The 15,011-nt window shown below is 50.4% G+C and carries 16 protein-coding genes and 2 pseudogenes; 9 read left to right on the forward strand and 9 right to left on the reverse strand.

The annotated features are described in order from the left end of the window. The 9 genes and pseudogenes from Q0238_RS10990 to der form a co-directional block, all read right to left on the reverse strand. A pseudogene (locus Q0238_RS10990) lies at positions 1-248 on the reverse strand (hypothetical protein); the annotation flags it as partial. After that, positions 206-406: a hypothetical protein gene (locus Q0238_RS10995; protein WP_297945995.1), complete on the reverse strand. Its 201-nt coding sequence runs from the start codon at positions 404-406 to the stop codon at positions 206-208. The gene Q0238_RS10995 and the pseudogene Q0238_RS10990, both read right to left, overlap by 43 nt. Before the next feature lie 425 nt (positions 407-831). Then, positions 832-1,245, reverse strand: coding sequence for a hypothetical protein (locus Q0238_RS11000; protein ID WP_297945997.1), 414 nt, complete (start codon positions 1,243-1,245; stop codon positions 832-834). A gap of 24 nt (positions 1,246-1,269) precedes the next feature. Continuing rightward, on the reverse strand, positions 1,270-2,607 hold the full coding sequence (locus tag Q0238_RS11005; RefSeq protein WP_297945999.1) for a PFL family protein: 1,338 nt from the start codon (positions 2,605-2,607) through the stop codon (positions 1,270-1,272). A 9-nt stretch (positions 2,608-2,616) separates the two neighbouring features. Further along, positions 2,617-2,883: an ACT domain-containing protein gene (locus tag Q0238_RS11010; protein WP_005871308.1), complete on the reverse strand. Its 267-nt coding sequence runs from the start codon at positions 2,881-2,883 to the stop codon at positions 2,617-2,619. 54 nt (positions 2,884-2,937) lie between these two features. Beyond that, positions 2,938-3,435: a DUF2628 domain-containing protein gene (locus Q0238_RS11015; protein ID WP_297946001.1), complete on the reverse strand. Its 498-nt coding sequence runs from the start codon at positions 3,433-3,435 to the stop codon at positions 2,938-2,940. Between the two features lie 10 nt (positions 3,436-3,445). Next, positions 3,446-4,417, reverse strand: a complete 972-nt coding sequence (gene trpS, locus Q0238_RS11020; protein ID WP_297946003.1) for a tryptophan--tRNA ligase — start codon at positions 4,415-4,417, stop codon at positions 3,446-3,448. A 487-nt stretch (positions 4,418-4,904) separates the two neighbouring features. Continuing rightward, positions 4,905-5,399, reverse strand: a pseudogene (locus tag Q0238_RS11025) (shikimate kinase); the annotation flags it as partial. Further along, positions 5,386-6,771, reverse strand: a complete 1,386-nt coding sequence (gene der, locus Q0238_RS11030) for a ribosome biogenesis GTPase Der (protein WP_297946005.1) — start codon at positions 6,769-6,771, stop codon at positions 5,386-5,388. The gene der and the pseudogene Q0238_RS11025, both read right to left, overlap by 14 nt. Between der and Q0238_RS11035 the strand changes: the two genes are divergently transcribed. The 9 genes from Q0238_RS11035 to Q0238_RS11075 all read left to right on the forward strand — a co-directional run. Beyond that, positions 6,752-6,928 carry a hypothetical protein gene (locus tag Q0238_RS11035; RefSeq protein ID WP_297946006.1) on the forward strand — a complete coding sequence of 59 codons (177 nt, stop codon included), beginning with the start codon at positions 6,752-6,754 and terminating at the stop codon, positions 6,926-6,928. The two genes, der and Q0238_RS11035, sit on opposite strands and share 20 nt — an antisense overlap. Positions 6,929-7,247: 319 nt before the next feature. Further along, positions 7,248-8,153, forward strand: coding sequence for a DMT family transporter (locus Q0238_RS11040; protein WP_297946008.1), 906 nt, complete (start codon positions 7,248-7,250; stop codon positions 8,151-8,153). Positions 8,154-8,159: 6 nt separating this feature from the next. Further along, the gene (locus Q0238_RS11045; protein WP_297946010.1) at positions 8,160-9,092 is read left to right on the forward strand and encodes a DMT family transporter; all 933 of its coding nucleotides are present in this window, start codon (positions 8,160-8,162) and stop codon (positions 9,090-9,092) included. A gap of 156 nt (positions 9,093-9,248) precedes the next feature. Then, complete coding sequence (locus Q0238_RS11050) at positions 9,249-10,025, forward strand: acyl-CoA dehydratase activase (RefSeq protein WP_297946012.1); 777 nt, start codon at positions 9,249-9,251, stop codon at positions 10,023-10,025. Further along, complete coding sequence (locus Q0238_RS11055; protein ID WP_297946014.1) at positions 10,022-11,131, forward strand: double-cubane-cluster-containing anaerobic reductase; 1,110 nt, start codon at positions 10,022-10,024, stop codon at positions 11,129-11,131. Before Q0238_RS11050 ends, Q0238_RS11055 begins: the two co-directional genes overlap by 4 nt. 72 nt (positions 11,132-11,203) lie before the next feature. Beyond that, positions 11,204-12,064 carry a substrate-binding domain-containing protein gene (locus tag Q0238_RS11060; protein WP_297946016.1) on the forward strand — a complete coding sequence of 287 codons (861 nt, stop codon included), beginning with the start codon at positions 11,204-11,206 and terminating at the stop codon, positions 12,062-12,064. Then, a complete protein-coding gene (locus tag Q0238_RS11065; protein WP_122873338.1) occupies positions 12,057-12,833 on the forward strand; it encodes a 4Fe-4S binding protein in 777 nt (258 codons plus the stop codon). Before Q0238_RS11060 ends, Q0238_RS11065 begins: the two co-directional genes overlap by 8 nt. Next, the gene (locus Q0238_RS11070; RefSeq protein WP_297946021.1) at positions 12,833-13,660 is read left to right on the forward strand and encodes a radical SAM protein; all 828 of its coding nucleotides are present in this window, start codon (positions 12,833-12,835) and stop codon (positions 13,658-13,660) included. The genes Q0238_RS11065 and Q0238_RS11070 overlap by 1 nt, the downstream gene beginning before the upstream one ends. A gap of 260 nt (positions 13,661-13,920) precedes the next feature. Beyond that, on the forward strand, positions 13,921-15,011 hold a 1,091-nt coding region (locus Q0238_RS11075; protein WP_297946019.1), incomplete at its 3' end, for an FAD-dependent oxidoreductase.

Here is a 15,011-nt window from a genome sequence, read left to right on the forward strand (position 1 = left end):
AAAATCACCCCGATGCCGAAAGGCTCGCAAATATCAAGCGCGCCCTCGGCAAATCTCATCAGCCACTGCGTATCGCGCGCGTAAAACGTGCATTGCGGAAGCTCAAACGGCAGATCGCAAACGGGCACGTCAAGCAGCCTAAGCTCATCCTCGCCCAAACGATACTCGCGTCTAAGCTCGTCTCGCAGGAAGACAAGAGCGTCTTTTACATACCGATCGATGTCTCGGGCGATGCGCTGCGCGAGCAAGACCCCACATCGTCCACATCCGCCGTATCCGCAGACACGAGGCAAAACGGCACCTCGCCGAAGCTTTCGCTTTTTAACCCCAGCTCCGCATACCAAATAAAGCCCTCGTCCGTCGCGACTTTTTCAAGCTCGCCAAATTCCCAAGCCATTTTTTGCATTTTATTTCCGCCTCATATTTTCGCGTCGTCTTTTAAAATTTTGACGCTGCGCTTATTCTTGCGCGCTGTATTTAATCCGCGTCGAAATAGAATCCCGCTCGCTTCTTAAGCGGACGAGCAATGATAACGAAACAGATTACTTTTAAATTTTAAAATTTCAATGAAAAGCCGCTTTAAATTTAAAATTTCAAAAGATCCGCCGCTGTCCGCCGCGAGCGGCGATGAAATTTTAACGCCTCGTCTTACGGCGAAATTTTAAAATTTTAGCTCGCCGTGGGGATTGCGCCGTAAAATTTCAAGCTGAAATTCTAACTCAAAATTCCACGCCTGTAGCACAGAATTTAAAGCCCGAAAAATTCCATCGCGGCGACTTAGAATTTTACTCGTTAAATTTTATAAATTTGTGCGCTTTTAAATCCGCAAATTTAATACGCCTTTACGAGCCGTAAATTTTTTAGATATATGACGCCGTCAAAAACGCCGCCTCCATTCGGCGCAGGCCAAGAAATAGCAATTCTTTTCGGCTCCTCGTCGTATTTAGGCTCGCAATAATTCTTTGAGCAGTCTATTTTAAATACCTCTTTATCGTTGCTATCAAAATCCGTCAGGGTAGAATTTTTAGGAATTTCCAGCGTGTGGATTATGCGATACGGCTCGCCCTCTTTTGTGCGGGCGGACGTTATTTTTATTAGCGTGTCTGCGCTGTCGTCCGAAGTCCTATAAACTCCGTCTTGCCCCAAGCCCGCCAGCTCGAATTTTTTCTCTTTGCTATAAAATGCCGAGATTATAGAGCAGCCGCTTAAAAGCAAAACTGCCGCAAATAACGCAAACGCTCTCATCTTTCCTCCTTAGGCCGGTTAAATTTAGTTTTTAAAACTATGAATGGGTGCCGGTATCTGACCGCCGCGAGCGATGAAGTCTGCCGATGAGTTTTTATTTACGCTCATCACGGGCGCGCTGCCGAGTAACCCGCCAAACTCCAGCGTGTCGCCCTCTTTGCCTTTTGGGATTATGCGCACGGCGGTCGTTTTTTGATTTATCACGCCGATCGCGGCCTCGTCGGCTATGATCGCGGCGATCGTCTGCTCGGGCGTATCCTGCGGGATCGCGATCATATCGAGCCCCACCGAGCAGATCGCGGTCATCGCTTCGAGCTTTTCTAAGCTTAACGATCCTGCGCGCACCGCGGCGATCATGCCCTCGTCTTCGGAGACGGGGATAAACGCGCCGCTAAGCCCGCCTACTTGGTTGCACGCCATCACTCCGCCCTTTTTGACCGCGTCGTTTAGCAGCGCAAGCGCAGCCGTCGTGCCGTGCGTACCGACGCGCTCTAGTCCCATCTCCTCAAGCACGCGCGCGACCGAATCGCCCACCGCCGGAGTCGGAGCTAGCGAGAGATCGACGATACCAAATTTCACGCCCAGCCGCTCGGACGCCATTTGACCCACGAGCTGTCCGATGCGCGTGATCTTAAACGCCGTCTTTTTCACGGTCTCGGCGACCACGTCAAAGCTCGCTCCGCGCACCTTCTCAAGCGCTCGTTTAACGACGCCGGGGCCGCTGACGCCCACGTTTATGACGACTTCGGCCTCGCCCACGCCATGAAATGCGCCCGCCATAAAGGGATTATCCTCGACGGCGTTGGCAAATACGACCAGCTTTGCGGCGCCAAGGTCCGAAAGTCGCGCCGTCTCTTTGATCACGCGCCCCATATCGGCGACCGCGCTCATATTTATGCCGGTTTTGGTTGAGCCGATATTTACCGACGAGCAGACCTTTTGCGTCGCGGCAAGCGCGGCGGGGATGGAGTTTATTAAAATTTTATCGCCCTTTGCGTAGCCCTTTTGTACGAGTGCCGAAAAGCCGCCGATAAAGTCGATACCGACCTTTTGTGCCGCCTTATCCATCGCTCTAGCAAGCGGCACGTAGTCAGTAGCGTTCGTCGCCGCGCCGATGATGGCGATAGGCGTTACGCAGACGCGCTTATTTACGATCGGGATGCCGAGCTCGGCTGAAATTTCATTGCCGACCTTTACTAGATCGCGCGCCTTATCGGTGATCTTGGCGTGAATTTTCTCCGCGGCTTTGTCGATACCCGGATCGATGCAGTCAAGCAGGCTGATACCCATCGTGATCGTGCGGATGTCGAAATTTTGCTCCTCGATCATCGCGATCGTTTCGGTTACGTTTTTGATGTCCATCTGTGCGCCTTAGATGTTGTGCATGGCGTCAAATATCGCCGAGCTTTGGATGTTGATTTTAACTTTTAGCTTTTCGCCTAGCTCGTTTAGCTCCTCGCGTAGAGCCGTGAAGTCCTGCTTTTCCTCGCTGGAAACCACCGCCATCATCGTAAAAAACTCATCCAAAACCGTCTGGCTGATGTCGTCTATGTTTAGCCCAAGCTGCGCGAGCTTAGCCGAAACGCCCGCCACTATGCCAACTTTATCCTTGCCGATCACCGTTACGATCGCTTTCATTCTTACTCCTTTTTAAAATTTAGCGTTTTTGAGCGTGGAAGCCTTTTAAAACGGCTAAGCTTTGCCGCCGTTTGAAATTATCAGCGCAAACACAATTGCGACAAAAGCGTAAAATATTACCGCGAGCCATATCGCCCATCTATTCACGCCGCCGCCCCGTCTTAGGGCTTCATCGTCCTGTTTATCCAGCAATGAAACAAAACTATAGCAAACGAAATATTTCGCCATAGTTCCGCTACTGACGCTAATCGCCATTCCTATACTTCTATCATATTCATCCAAAAACGGAATAAAGCAGGAAATTAACACAACGGCAAATAGGGCTGCGGCAATTTTATACTCCTTGCGGTACAGAAAAAAGAACAGCGTGCCGAAAAATCCCCACCAGCTCCACGTACTTACGTAATTTAACTCGCGCTGCTTGCCCGTGGCAAAAAATTTCTCGCAGGCGCGTGCGTAAATTTCAACCTTACTAGGAGTTTGCAAGAAAATTCCCAGCTTCTGCCGAAGCAGCTTGCCGTCAGATAAAATTTCTCTAGCGTAATCCGTCATCTCACTCTCCTTAGCGATAAATCCCCACGGCGGCGCGAACCTTTTGTATCAATGAAGCAGCCGTCGCAGCCGCCCTTTGCGCGCCCTGTCTTAGCATCTCGTCTAAAATTTCGCGGTGGCTTTGATAGTATTCGAATTTATCTCGCGCATCTTTGAAGTAGCTAAGCACGAGCTCGTTTAGATATGTCTTGAAGTGCCCGTGCCCCTCGCCTCCGCGCTCGTAGCGAGCCCGCAGCGCCGCTTGATCCGCCGCCTCGCTTAAAAACAGCTTCGCGATATTATAGACATTGCATCCGCGCCACTGCTTAGGCGCTTCTAGCGGCTCGGAGGCCGTTACGATACTTGAAATTTGCTTCTTTAGCGTCGCGGCATCTGCAAAAATATCGATCGTATTGCCGTAGCTCTTGCTCATCTTCGCGCCGTCTGTGCCCGGCACGATCGCCACTTCATCATTTACGCGCGCTTGCGGAATAGTTAAAATTTCGCCGTGGGCGTTGTTAAATTTAAGCGCGATGTCTCGGGCGATCTCGACGTGCTGGATCTGATCCTTGCCCACGGGCACGATCTCCGCGCTGTATAGCAGGATGTCCGCAGCCATCAGCACGGGGTAGCTAAACAGATCGTGTTTGCTCTCAAAGCCCTTTGCGATCTTGTCTTTGTATGCGTGCGCTCGCTCGAGCAGCCCCATCGGCGTGTATCCGCTTAAAATCCAGTAAAGCTCCAGCACCTCTTTCACGTCGCTTTGCACCCAAAACACCGTCTTTTTCGGATCGATCCCCAGCGACAAAAACGCCGCGGCGGCCTCGTAGGTGGAATTTTTTAGCTTTGCGCCATCGCTTACGGACGTGAGCGCATGGTAGTTTGCGATAAACATAAACATCTGCTCGCCCGCGTTTTGCGCATCCACCATCTGCTTGATACTCGCGAAGTAGTTGCCCAAATGCAGCTTGCCGCTGGGCTGAAGACCCGTTAAAATTCTCATCATTGCTCCTTTAAATCAAAATCAAATCGCCGTCCACAAAACCCACGGCGACGTGCTTGCACTTAAAAATTTTTGCATCTGGCATCTGCTCTCGCAGCTCGCGCAAAGCCTGTACGAGCAGTTTTAAAACCTGCCGCCACGAAAGCTCATTTAAAAATTCAAGCTGCAAGCGTGAATATTCGGGATAAAATTCATCCTCGTCCTCGCACGCCCAGTCGTCGTCATCCGCATCAAAGCTGCTCGATCCCGCGAGCTCAAGCGCGTAAGGCTCGTAAAGATCGAAGTGCCACGCGATCACCCGCTTTGGAATTTGCTCGCGCTCTAAGCCCTCTAGTAGCTCGCGCAGCTTTTGCTTTAGCGCCTCTTTCTTTTCAAGCTTATCGCCTTTGCCCTCTTTGCCGTGCGGCTTGGAATTTTTACCGCCGCCGGAGCGCTTTTGTTTAGACATCTTTTTCCCTTTTAAATTTAGCCCGTCGCAGGCGGAGCAAATTTCTTTTACGATCTTTTTTACGCTTTTATTTTCGACGTTGATTACGATGTCGGCCTTTTTTTCATACGCCCCGTCTCTTTGAGCGTGCAGCGCCGCGGCCTTTTGCAGATCCGCTAACAGCGGGCGCTTAGCAAATTTTTTCTCCGCATTCTCGCTATTTTTTAAGCGATTAATGATTCCCTCAAAGCTTGATTTCAGATACACGACGGTGCCGATTTTGTTTAAATTTTTCACGGCGTAAAAGCCGCCGCCGGTGGAGATCACGGCGCAGCGGACGGACTTTTCTAAAAATTTCGCAAGGCCCTCTTCCATCTTTCTAAAGCTTTGCTCGCCCTGCTCTTTAAAAATTTGCCCGATCTTTTTATTGGCGTAGCTTTCGATCATATCGTCGCAATCAAGCGCAAACATCCCGCTTTGCGCAGCCAGAGCCCGCGCTACCGTGCCCTTGCCGACTCCCATAAAGCCGATGAGTACGATGTTACCGCTCTTCATCGCTCTCACCTTTTTTGCGCGGCAGCAGCACTAGCGGACTTCCCGAAAGAGCAAAGCTCGCGCGCAGCCTGTTCATCAAATAACGCTTGTAGCTGAAATGTAGCGCTTGCGGGCGGTTCATTACAAGAGCGATCTTCGGCGGCGCAAAGCCGATCTGCGCGGCGTAGTAAATTTTAACCGATTTGCCCCGCTCGCGAGGTATCGGATGGGTTTTGATCGCACCCTCTATGGCTTCATTAATCCTTGCGGTGCCGAGCTTGCGCGTGAAATTTGAATAAACCTCCAAAATGAGCGGGTAAATTTTATGTATCCGCTTCTTGTCCGTCGCGCTGACGCTGATGATCGGCGCATAGGAAAGAAATTTAAACCTATCGCGCAAATCGCGGCAAAACTCGTCGTAATCGCGCTCGCAAAGATCCCATTTGTTTAAAATTATGATGAGCCCGAGTTCAAATTTAGCCGCAAGTCCCGCGATGCGCTCGTCCAGCTCGTTTAGCGGCTCGCTTGCGTCAAGCACCAAAAGCGCGATGTCGGAGTTTTGCAGGATTTTTTCGGTGCGGTTTAACGCGAAACGCTCGATGCCCTCGATCTTACCGCGGCGGCGAATGCCCGCCGTGTCGATAAACTCAAGCGTACGCCCCCCAAATTCCGTGCTTTCGTTCACCGGATCGATCGTCGTGCCCGCGTAATCGCTCACGACCGAGCGCTGCGAGCCCACAAGTGCGTTTAGAAGGCTTGATTTACCGACGTTCACCCGCCCGATGATACCCACGCCGATGGTTTTGTCTGCATAAAATTCCTCGTCGCGCCCCTCTTTCGGCTCGCCCTCGTCGTTAAAGCCCTCTATAAAATCATCAAAAATTTCATCCTCGTCCTGCTGCGCGGGCGCAGGATCCAAAAAGCCGTAGATCCACTCTTTCAGCTCATCGATGCCGCTGTTGTGCGAGACGGAGATCGGGAAAAATTTAACGCCGAATTCGTTAAACTCCCAGCTGCGCTCCTCGTCGCGCTTGCCGTCGATCTTATTGACCGCCAAAGCGATGGGCTTACCGAGCTTTTGCAGCGAGAAAAATATCCGCCGCTCATCGTCGCTCGGAAGCAGCTTGCCGTCCGTCATAAAGATTATCAAATCCGCGCTCTTTGCCTCACTTAGCGTCTTAGCTTGCACGCGCGCAAACAGCTCGGAGGCGTCGTCCAGGCCGCCAGAATCGATCACTCGCACGCGACGATCGAAAATTTCGGCTTCGGCCCTATTGGTATCACGCGTCGTACCCGCAACGTCGCTCGTGATGGCGATGCGAGCGCCCGCTAGGCGGTTAAAAAGGCTCGACTTGCCGACGTTGGGGCGCCCGATGATGATCAAACTTTTCACGTTCGTCCTTGTAGTTTTTGGCGCGATTATAACCAAAAATAGATTAAAGCCAAATTCTACGCGCTCGCTCGCGGAGCTAAGCGGCAAAATTTTACAAAATTTAGGCGCTAAATTTAGAGAAATTTTACGCGACACGAACAGAGCGTCGCCTAGATAAAAGACGCCAAGGCGCGCGATCTGTCGCCGCAGATATCGCGGAATATGGAGCTGCACGCAAAATTTTATAAATTTTAAAAACCTCGGTCTAAGTGCGAAAACTAGCGGTCAAAGTACAAAAACGGGCGAGAACGCGCGAAAGTATAAAAAACCCGCAGCTGCGTAAATTTTACTGCTTTGCGCATTCAAGCGCAGAAGTACAAAACCGAGCCGTTGTGCCCAAACGCGCAAAAACAGGCGGCGTGGCGAAATATTAAAACAGCGGAATATTAAAATTTAATCATTATGCGTGTATAATTTCGCAAATTTAAAGGGACGCGATGAAATACGATAACTTCTTGCTGCATCATCTAAGCGCGTATTATACGCTCGCGGCGCGTTTTTATAACTCTTTTGCGAGCGTTTTTGCCAAGCTTTTGGGCGCGCAAATTTCATCGCTTGAGGTCGTGCTCTTTCGCAATCTGCCCGGGCTTCTAATCCTGCTTTATAAAATCAAGGCTCGTCCCCGCGCGGCACGCTTCGCAAACAAGGGCGGTCATCCTTTTACGCTCGCGTTTCGCGGCATTATCGGGATTTTGGGGCTGATGGTATTTTTTTATAACGTCGCCAACATCAGCCTCGGCGAGGCATTTACTTTTCAAAAAACGGCGCCCATTTGGACGGCGATCATCGCGTACTTTACCCTCGGCGAAAAATTCGGCGCGATGGGCTGGTTCTCGGTCTGCCTGGGCTTTGTGGGCATCGTTTTGGTAATTCAGCCGCAGTTTGGCTTGCAGCCGAGTGATATTTTTGGAATTTTAAGCGGATTATTCGCCGCAATGGCGCTTACCTCCGTGCGCGGGCTGCGCAAATACTATAGCTCCGATACGATCATCCTCTCGGCGCTTCTTGCCGGCACGCTGATGCCCGTAGCGCTTATGATCGCAGCGGAATTTATAGACGCGCCCGCACTGAGCTTTATGCTTTGCAAATTTAAAATTCCAAACGCGCAGGGCTGGCTCTTTGCCGTTCTTTTGGGGCTGCTGGGGCTGTTTTATCAAACCTACGTCACCAAGGCCTACGCCGCGACGCGCAAAGCGGGCATAGTAGCTACGATCAGCTACGCCGACATCATCTTTTCGACGCTATTTGGGCTGCTGCTAGGCGACGCCTTGCCCGGTTTCATGGCGCTTGGTGGTATGGCGCTTATCATCGTCGCGGGCGCGCTCGTGGCGAACCGAAAGTAGCGCGCGATGAAGCAGAAGCTTTACTCCGCGTTTTGGCTGAAACATCTGGGCGTTTATTATATGCTAGTAGCGAGCTTCTATTTTGCGCTAAACGGCGCTTTGGCCAAGGTCATGGCAGAGCATATGAGTAGCGCCGAGATCGTGTTTTTCCGCAACGTCGTAGGCATCGGCATCGTGCTGTTTTCGCTAAGGCGGGTAAAAAATCTTGGCCCCGGCGGCAAGCCGTGGCTACTCGCGTTTCGCGGCTTTATCGGCAGCTGCGGTATCTTAGCGACCTTTTACAACATCGCTCACATCGATCTTGGCACCGCTTTTACCTTCCAAAAGACGGCGCCCATTTTCACCGCGCTATTTTCGGCATTTTTCTTAGGCGAAAAGCTAAGCTCGCGCGGTTGGTTTGCGATACTGCTCGGCTTTGGCGGAATTTTACTCGTCGTGCGCCCGCACATCGGCATCAGCGTAACCGACGCGGTGGGAATCTTCGGCGGTATGTGCGCGGGGCTTGCATACACGAGCGTGCGCGAGCTCCGCAAACACTACGCCACAAACCTCATCGTGCTGGTTTTCGTCTCGTCCGCCACCTTTCTAAGTGCTACGATGATGATAACGGGCTGGGTGCTCGGTGATAGCGAGGTTAAAATTTTAGGGCTTTTCAGCGGGACGGATTTAGCAAAGCTCGCTTATTTCAACCCGCCAAGCCTTTTTGGCTGGGTGCTCGTGGCGCTTCTGGGTGTCAGCGGTATCTACTTTCAAATTTACATGACGCGCGCCTACGCCGCTTCGCGCAAAGCGGGCATCGTCGCTGCGATCAGCTACAGCGATATCCTCTTTAGCATGGCGCTTGGAATTATGCTAGGCGACCGGCTGCCGGGCCCGATCGTGCTAGCAGGCATTGCGGTGGTGATTTTAAGCGGAATTTTAATCGCCCGCGAGCGCTAAATTTAAATTTAAAACCAATTCAAACGCGCCGAGGGGCTAAATTTAATCCGCGCCGCCCGCCTGCGCTAAATTTCAGCAGTCTAAAAGCTTAAAAAGACTAACATTCAAATCAAAGTTCTACGGCGTAGAAATATTTTTCGACGGATTTAAAATTTTATGCATTTTATCGGTACCAACATCGGCTCCACCTCATCAAAGGTCGCCGTTATGGACGAACGCGGCGAATTTTGCGAGCTATTTTTGCTGCCAAGCGGCTTTAGCGCGGTCAAGGTCGCGCGCCAGATCAAGCAAGCTTTAGAGCAAAAAGGCTACGCAGAGGGCTTCGTGACGGCTACGGGCTACGGACGCGTTAGCGTAGAGTACGCGCAGCTTAGCATGAGCGAAATTTTATGCCACGGGCTTGGGGCACACTTTTTATTTGAGCAAGACTGCACCGTCATCGATGTGGGCGGGCAAGACACCAAAGCGATCAAAATAGAAAACGGCAAACCGGCGGATTTTATCATGAACGACAAATGCTCGGCGGGCACAGGCAAATTTTTAGAGATCAGTGCGGGCCGCTTGGGGCTTGAGCTTAGCGAAATTTACAAAACCGCCCGCAAAAATCCCGCGATTAAAATTAGCTCAACGTGCACTGTTTTTGCAGAAAGCGAGATCGTCTCGCTAAGCGCAAACGGAGCCGAAACTAGCGAGATCGCCTACGCCATCGTGGATTCCTCCGCGCACAAGGTCGCCTCTCTCATCAAACGGCTGGAAAATCAAATTTATTTTTTAAGCGGCGGACTTAGCAACGTGCCGCTCTTTAAGCAGCTTCTAGGCGAGCATCTGGGGGCTGAAATTTTTACTTGCGAAAACGCAATCTACTGCGGCGCGATGGGCGCTGCGCTTATCGGTGCACGCAAAGCAAACGAAATTTTAAAGGAGACGAGATGAAGATGGATTTTGACGCGCTTAAAAAGCGTAACGCAATGGCTCTGCACGATCTAAAAGAGCAAGGCAAACACGTAGTTGGGATGTTTTGCACCTATTCGCCGAAGGAGCTTATTTACGCCGCGGGCGCCGTGCCGGTTGGGCTTTGCGCCTATGACGAAAGCCCGATAGATGCCGCTCATGCCGAGCTTCCGCGCAATCTTTGCCCGCTAATCAAAGCAAGCTACGGCTACGCGGTTACGAAAAAATGCCCCTATATGAACGCTAGCGATCTCGTCATAGGTGAAACGACCTGCGACGGCAAGAAAAAGATGTATGAGCTGCTTGCAAAGCATAAGGACGTCCACGTACTGCAACTGCCGAATATGACTGGCGGCAAGAGTTTGGAGCTTTTTACCGATGAGCTTAGGAAATTTCGCAAAGTTTTGGAGCAAAAATTTAATACGAAAATCACGGATGAAGCGCTACTTGATGCGGTGCAAATTTACAACGAAGAGCGTGATGTGATGATGGAACTTTTAGAGCTTGGCAAACTAAATCCGATGCCGGTAGCGGGCAGCGAAATTCATCAAATTTCATTTGCGAGCGACTTCATATACGACAAGCAGGAGAAGCTTAAAATGATACGCGCCTACATAGCCGCCGCAAAGAAGATATCGCCGCCGAAAACTCGTAAAAAGCGGATCATCATCACAGGCTGTCCGAGCGGAGGCGTGTATGAAAAGGTTATCAAGCAGATTGAGGAGCTGAGTGCAGATGTAGTGGCATTTGAAAACTGCTCCGGCACCAAAGGCTATCAAAACCAAGTGCAAACAAAGGGCGATCCGGTCGCAAATATCGCCGAGCGCTACCTTAAAATCCCCTGTTCGGTGATGTATCAAAACGACGCACGCTCGGATATTATCAAGGAATTTATCCGCGAATATCAAGCAGATGGCGTCATCGACGTCGTGCTAAGCGGCTGCCACACCTACGCGATCGAGACGAACAAGATCAAAGAGGCGAGCCGCGAAGCGGGAGCGAACTATATGTCGCTAGAGACCGATTATTCAAAACAGGATGTCGGGCAGATACGCACGCGGCTGGAAGCCTTTATAGAGCTGCTTTAGCAGGTCTTATTTGAAATTTTAAAATTAAAAATTTTCTAAATTTAAAAACAAACCAAAGAAAGGAGAGGTTGTATGAAATTTAAGGAGATAGACGAATCTCGTCGCGGCTTTTTAAAAGGAGCTTTAGCGGCAGCCGCCATCGCCGGACCCGAATCGATGCTCGCCGGCTTCACGCCGTTTAAGCCAGGTTCCCTGCAGGTTTGGTCGTGCGGAGGACTGTCCGAAGCATTTAACGAGCTAAACGCCATTTATGAGTCAAGGACGGGACATAATATCCAGTACACCGGCGCCTTTGCGGGTGCGCTCGGAAAGTCGCTGCTAGCCTTGCAAGGCAAGACGGAGGTTTTCGGCGCTCGCGTTTTGGAGCTGTCTCAAAAACTGCGTAAGGCTGGCCTTAGCCTCCGCTTTAGACCGCTATGTTTTACCGACTACGTTTTAGTAGTGCCGAAGGGAAATCCCGCGGGCATTCGCGATCTGAAGGATCTAGCAGAGCCCGGCGTGCGGGTGATGCTGCCGCTAAGGGCATCGCCTCCGGGTAGCGGACCGGTAAAGGGAATTTTGAAAAATTCAGGTCTCACGGGGCCCGTTATGAAAAATATGATTGCCAACGGCTCATGCGTCATCCAGATGATGTGCGATCTGGTAGATGGCAAGGGCGATGCGTCCATAATCGAAAAGCGCCTAACGACGCACGATAGGTTTAAAGACAAGATCGAATATATGCCTATCGACGAGAAACTCATCCCGCCCGGGCCGCTTACCTTTACGCTAAATATCATGAAGTACGTAAAGGACGAGAAGCTGGTCGACGACTTCGCGGACTTCGTCTGTTCCGTGGAGGGGCAGGAAATTTTCGAGCGACACGGCTTTACCTCCATCCATTCGGCGCGTGGGCTCGAACTCATAGAAAGGTTTGGTGTAAAAGATGTTTAGTATAGTGAATATGGCAAAGATGAAAAAAGTCTCTAGGCTAACTAAAATTCGTCGATTGGTGCAGCTGATTTTTATCGGTGCGATCGGGCAATGGGCTTATTACGGAATTTTTAGATGCCCTTTTATAGTGCCTTTCGTAAACTGCCAATCCTGTCCGATCGTCACGTGCTGGGGGCGGATCGCGACCGTCTTTTTCGGCTTTTGGCTATTTATACCTGTGCTTGTTATTTTCCTTGGGCGCGCGTTTTGCGGCTGGCTTTGCCCGGGCGGATTCGTAAATCAAATGCTCGGCAAATTTGCCGCTTTTAAGCTTAAGCTAAAAAATAACAGGAAGCTACGATATGCGCAGATAGGCATGGTTCTAGCCGTTTTGCTTAGCGCCGGCGTCTATTTTATCTATGGAAACCCCCGCGTTATGATCCCTATTCGCACCAGCGACGAGTATCTCAACGCCGTTATCATGTCATTTAAATTTTCCGACTGGTACTGGGCGGTTCGCACTGCCGTAGTCGTGGCCCTCATCGCTGCATCTTTGATCGTCGCAAATTTATGGTGCCGCTTCGCCTGTCCTAGCGGCGGCATAATGGAGCTGCTGCGTAAAATTTCAATATTTCGCGTTTATAAAACGGATGCCTGCGATAACTGCAACGCCTGTTTGCGCAAATGCGAAATGGGCACGAGGCCGGACGAGATGAACTGCACGAACTGCGGCGATTGTATGGATGTTTGCCACGCGGACGCCATCAAATTCGGAAGGAAAAAAGATTGATGAATTTTTTTGCCAAACCCTCCTTCGATAACCACCCCTGCTTTAGCAAAAAAGCGTCCGCCGCCTACGGGCGCGTGCACCTTCCCGTAGCGCCGCATTGCAATATCCAATGCAATTTTTGCAACCGCATCTACGACTGCGCAAACGAAAATCGACCCGGCGTAACGGGGAGGGTGCAAAGCCCGGACGAAGCCGCGCTATACGTGGAAAATCTATTTAAATTTAGACAGGATATCTCGGTCATCGGTATCGCAGGACCCGGGGATCCTATGTGCGATGCCGACAAGACCCTAGCGACTTTTGAAAAATGCAAAGCCCGCTTCCCTCACGCCCTACTTTGCCTATCCACAAACGGCCTGTCCCTGCCCGAGCACGTGGATGATATCGTGCGAATCGGCGTGAGCCACGTGACGGTAACCGTTAATGCCGTAACGCCTGACGTGGGCGGCAAAATTTATGCGTGGGTGCGCCACAAAAACAAAATTTACCGCGGCGAAGAGGGTGCTAGAATTCTTGGGGAGCGCCAAGAGGAAGGGATTCGCAAACTAAAAGAAGCCCGCATGATCGTAAAGATCAATACGGTCGTAATACCTGGCGTAAATATGACTCACGTACCCGAAATCGCGAAAAAGGCCAAAGAGTGGCAGGCCGATATCATGAACTGTATGGCGATGATCCCTGTGCATGATACCCCTTTTGCAAATATCAAATCGCCCTCAAACGAAGAAATTCGCAGCATGCGAAAGCTTATCGGCGGCTCCATTCATCAAATGACTCACTGCAGCAGATGCCGCGCCGACGCATGCGGCAAGCTTTGCGAGAAATAAAGACCTGCTTTGCGGGTCTTTTATCCAGCCTATAATACACTCTCATAGCGCACAAAATTTTATGTAGAGATTTAAATTTAAAATTTGTCTAAATTTAGAGCTAGCAAGCAGCCGATAAGCGGCTTTTTAGCGGCGGCGGTTTTTTAAAATTTAAAAACAATTTTTAAATAATATTATTTTGCTTTTATTTAACTTTGGCTATAATTCTCCCAAAATTAGGCATCAAAAAAACCGTATAACGGTAAAATAAAGGAGACATCATGGAAAATTTTTCAAGACGTAATCTGCTCAAAATGAGCCTAGTTGGCGCGGGTGCTTTAGTGCTCGGCTCCGTAAACGCAAATGCTGCGGTAAACGCTAAAGACGTCAAATTTGACGAAGAGTGGGATGTAGTTATCGTGGGCTCTGGCTTTGCAGGACTTGCAGCTGGTATCACCGCAGCCGAAAAGGGCAACAAAGTCCTAATCCTAGAAAAGATGGGACGCGTCGGCGGCAACTCCGTAATTAACGGCGGAATATTTGCCGTTCCAAATAGCGACAAACAAAAAGCAGAAGGCATCAAAGATAGCAACGAGCTATTTATCAAAGACTGCCTAAAAGCCGGCCGAGGACTAAACCACGTAGATCTCATCGACACCATCGCTACTCGCGCGCAAGACGCATATAAACTAACTCTAAAATGCGGCGCTAAATACATAGATAAAGTTACTCACGCAGGCGGACACAGCGTACCGCGCTCGCTTCAAACCGCTAACGGTTCAGGCTCAGGTATCGTTCAACCGATGGTAGAATACTTTAAAAACCTTCAAGGCTGCGAGCTAAGACAAAGAGCTAAATTTGACGAGTTTGTACTCGGCGAAGACGGCGGCGTAGACGGCGTAATCATCAGAGAGGATTATAAATTTGATCCAAAGAGCCAAAAAGACGACGCCGAAAACACTACCGGAACTAAAAAGACGATAAAAGCTAAAAAAGGCGTAGTGCTAGCTGCAGGCGGATTTTGCCGCGACGTATTCTTTAGACAAGTTCAAGATCCGTCTATCCTGCCTACTACGGATAGCACTAACCACCCGGGCGCAACAGCAGGCGCTATGAAAGAGGCGTTTAGGATCGGCGCAACTCCAGTGCAGCTAAGCTGGATACAATTCGGTCCATGGGCATGCCCTGACGAAAAAGGCTTTGGCGTAGGCTCTATGTTTAACGTAAACGGAAGCTTCCGCTACGGTATCTCAGTCGATCCAAGAACCGGCAAACGCTATATGAACGAGCTAGCAGACCGCCGCACACGCTCCCAAGCTATGTTTAAAGTAATCGACGCAAAAGCAGATATCTATCCTATCAACTTCTGCGA

The sequence above is a fragment of the uncultured Campylobacter sp. genome (assembly GCF_938045775.1).
Taxonomy (GTDB): Bacteria; Campylobacterota; Campylobacteria; order Campylobacterales; family Campylobacteraceae; genus Campylobacter_B.

Bases quoted from the DNA above. Each gene is read 5' to 3' on its own strand.
- Q0238_RS11055 (WP_297946014.1), top strand. From the start codon at position 10,022: ATGAAGATGGATTTTGACGCGCTTAAAAAGCGTAACGCAATGGCTCTG.
- trpS (WP_297946003.1), bottom strand. From the start codon at position 4,417: ATGAGAATTTTAACGGGTCTTCAGCCCAGCGGCAAGCTGCATTTGGGC.
- Q0238_RS11005 (WP_297945999.1), bottom strand. From the start codon at position 2,607: ATGGACATCAAAAACGTAACCGAAACGATCGCGATGATCGAGGAGCAA.
- Q0238_RS11045 (WP_297946010.1), top strand. From the start codon at position 8,160: ATGAAGCAGAAGCTTTACTCCGCGTTTTGGCTGAAACATCTGGGCGTT.
- Q0238_RS11000 (WP_297945997.1), bottom strand. From the start codon at position 1,245: ATGAGAGCGTTTGCGTTATTTGCGGCAGTTTTGCTTTTAAGCGGCTGC.
- Q0238_RS10995 (WP_297945995.1), bottom strand. From the start codon at position 406: ATGCAAAAAATGGCTTGGGAATTTGGCGAGCTTGAAAAAGTCGCGACG.
- Q0238_RS11050 (WP_297946012.1), top strand. From the start codon at position 9,249: ATGCATTTTATCGGTACCAACATCGGCTCCACCTCATCAAAGGTCGCC.
- Q0238_RS11070 (WP_297946021.1), top strand. From the start codon at position 12,833: ATGAATTTTTTTGCCAAACCCTCCTTCGATAACCACCCCTGCTTTAGC.
- Q0238_RS11010 (WP_005871308.1), bottom strand. From the start codon at position 2,883: ATGAAAGCGATCGTAACGGTGATCGGCAAGGATAAAGTTGGCATAGTG.
- Q0238_RS11065 (WP_122873338.1), top strand. From the start codon at position 12,057: ATGTTTAGTATAGTGAATATGGCAAAGATGAAAAAAGTCTCTAGGCTA.
- Q0238_RS11040 (WP_297946008.1), top strand. From the start codon at position 7,248: ATGAAATACGATAACTTCTTGCTGCATCATCTAAGCGCGTATTATACG.
- Q0238_RS11035 (WP_297946006.1), top strand. From the start codon at position 6,752: ATGATGATCAAACTTTTCACGTTCGTCCTTGTAGTTTTTGGCGCGATT.
- Q0238_RS11015 (WP_297946001.1), bottom strand. From the start codon at position 3,435: ATGACGGATTACGCTAGAGAAATTTTATCTGACGGCAAGCTGCTTCGG.
- Q0238_RS11060 (WP_297946016.1), top strand. From the start codon at position 11,204: ATGAAATTTAAGGAGATAGACGAATCTCGTCGCGGCTTTTTAAAAGGA.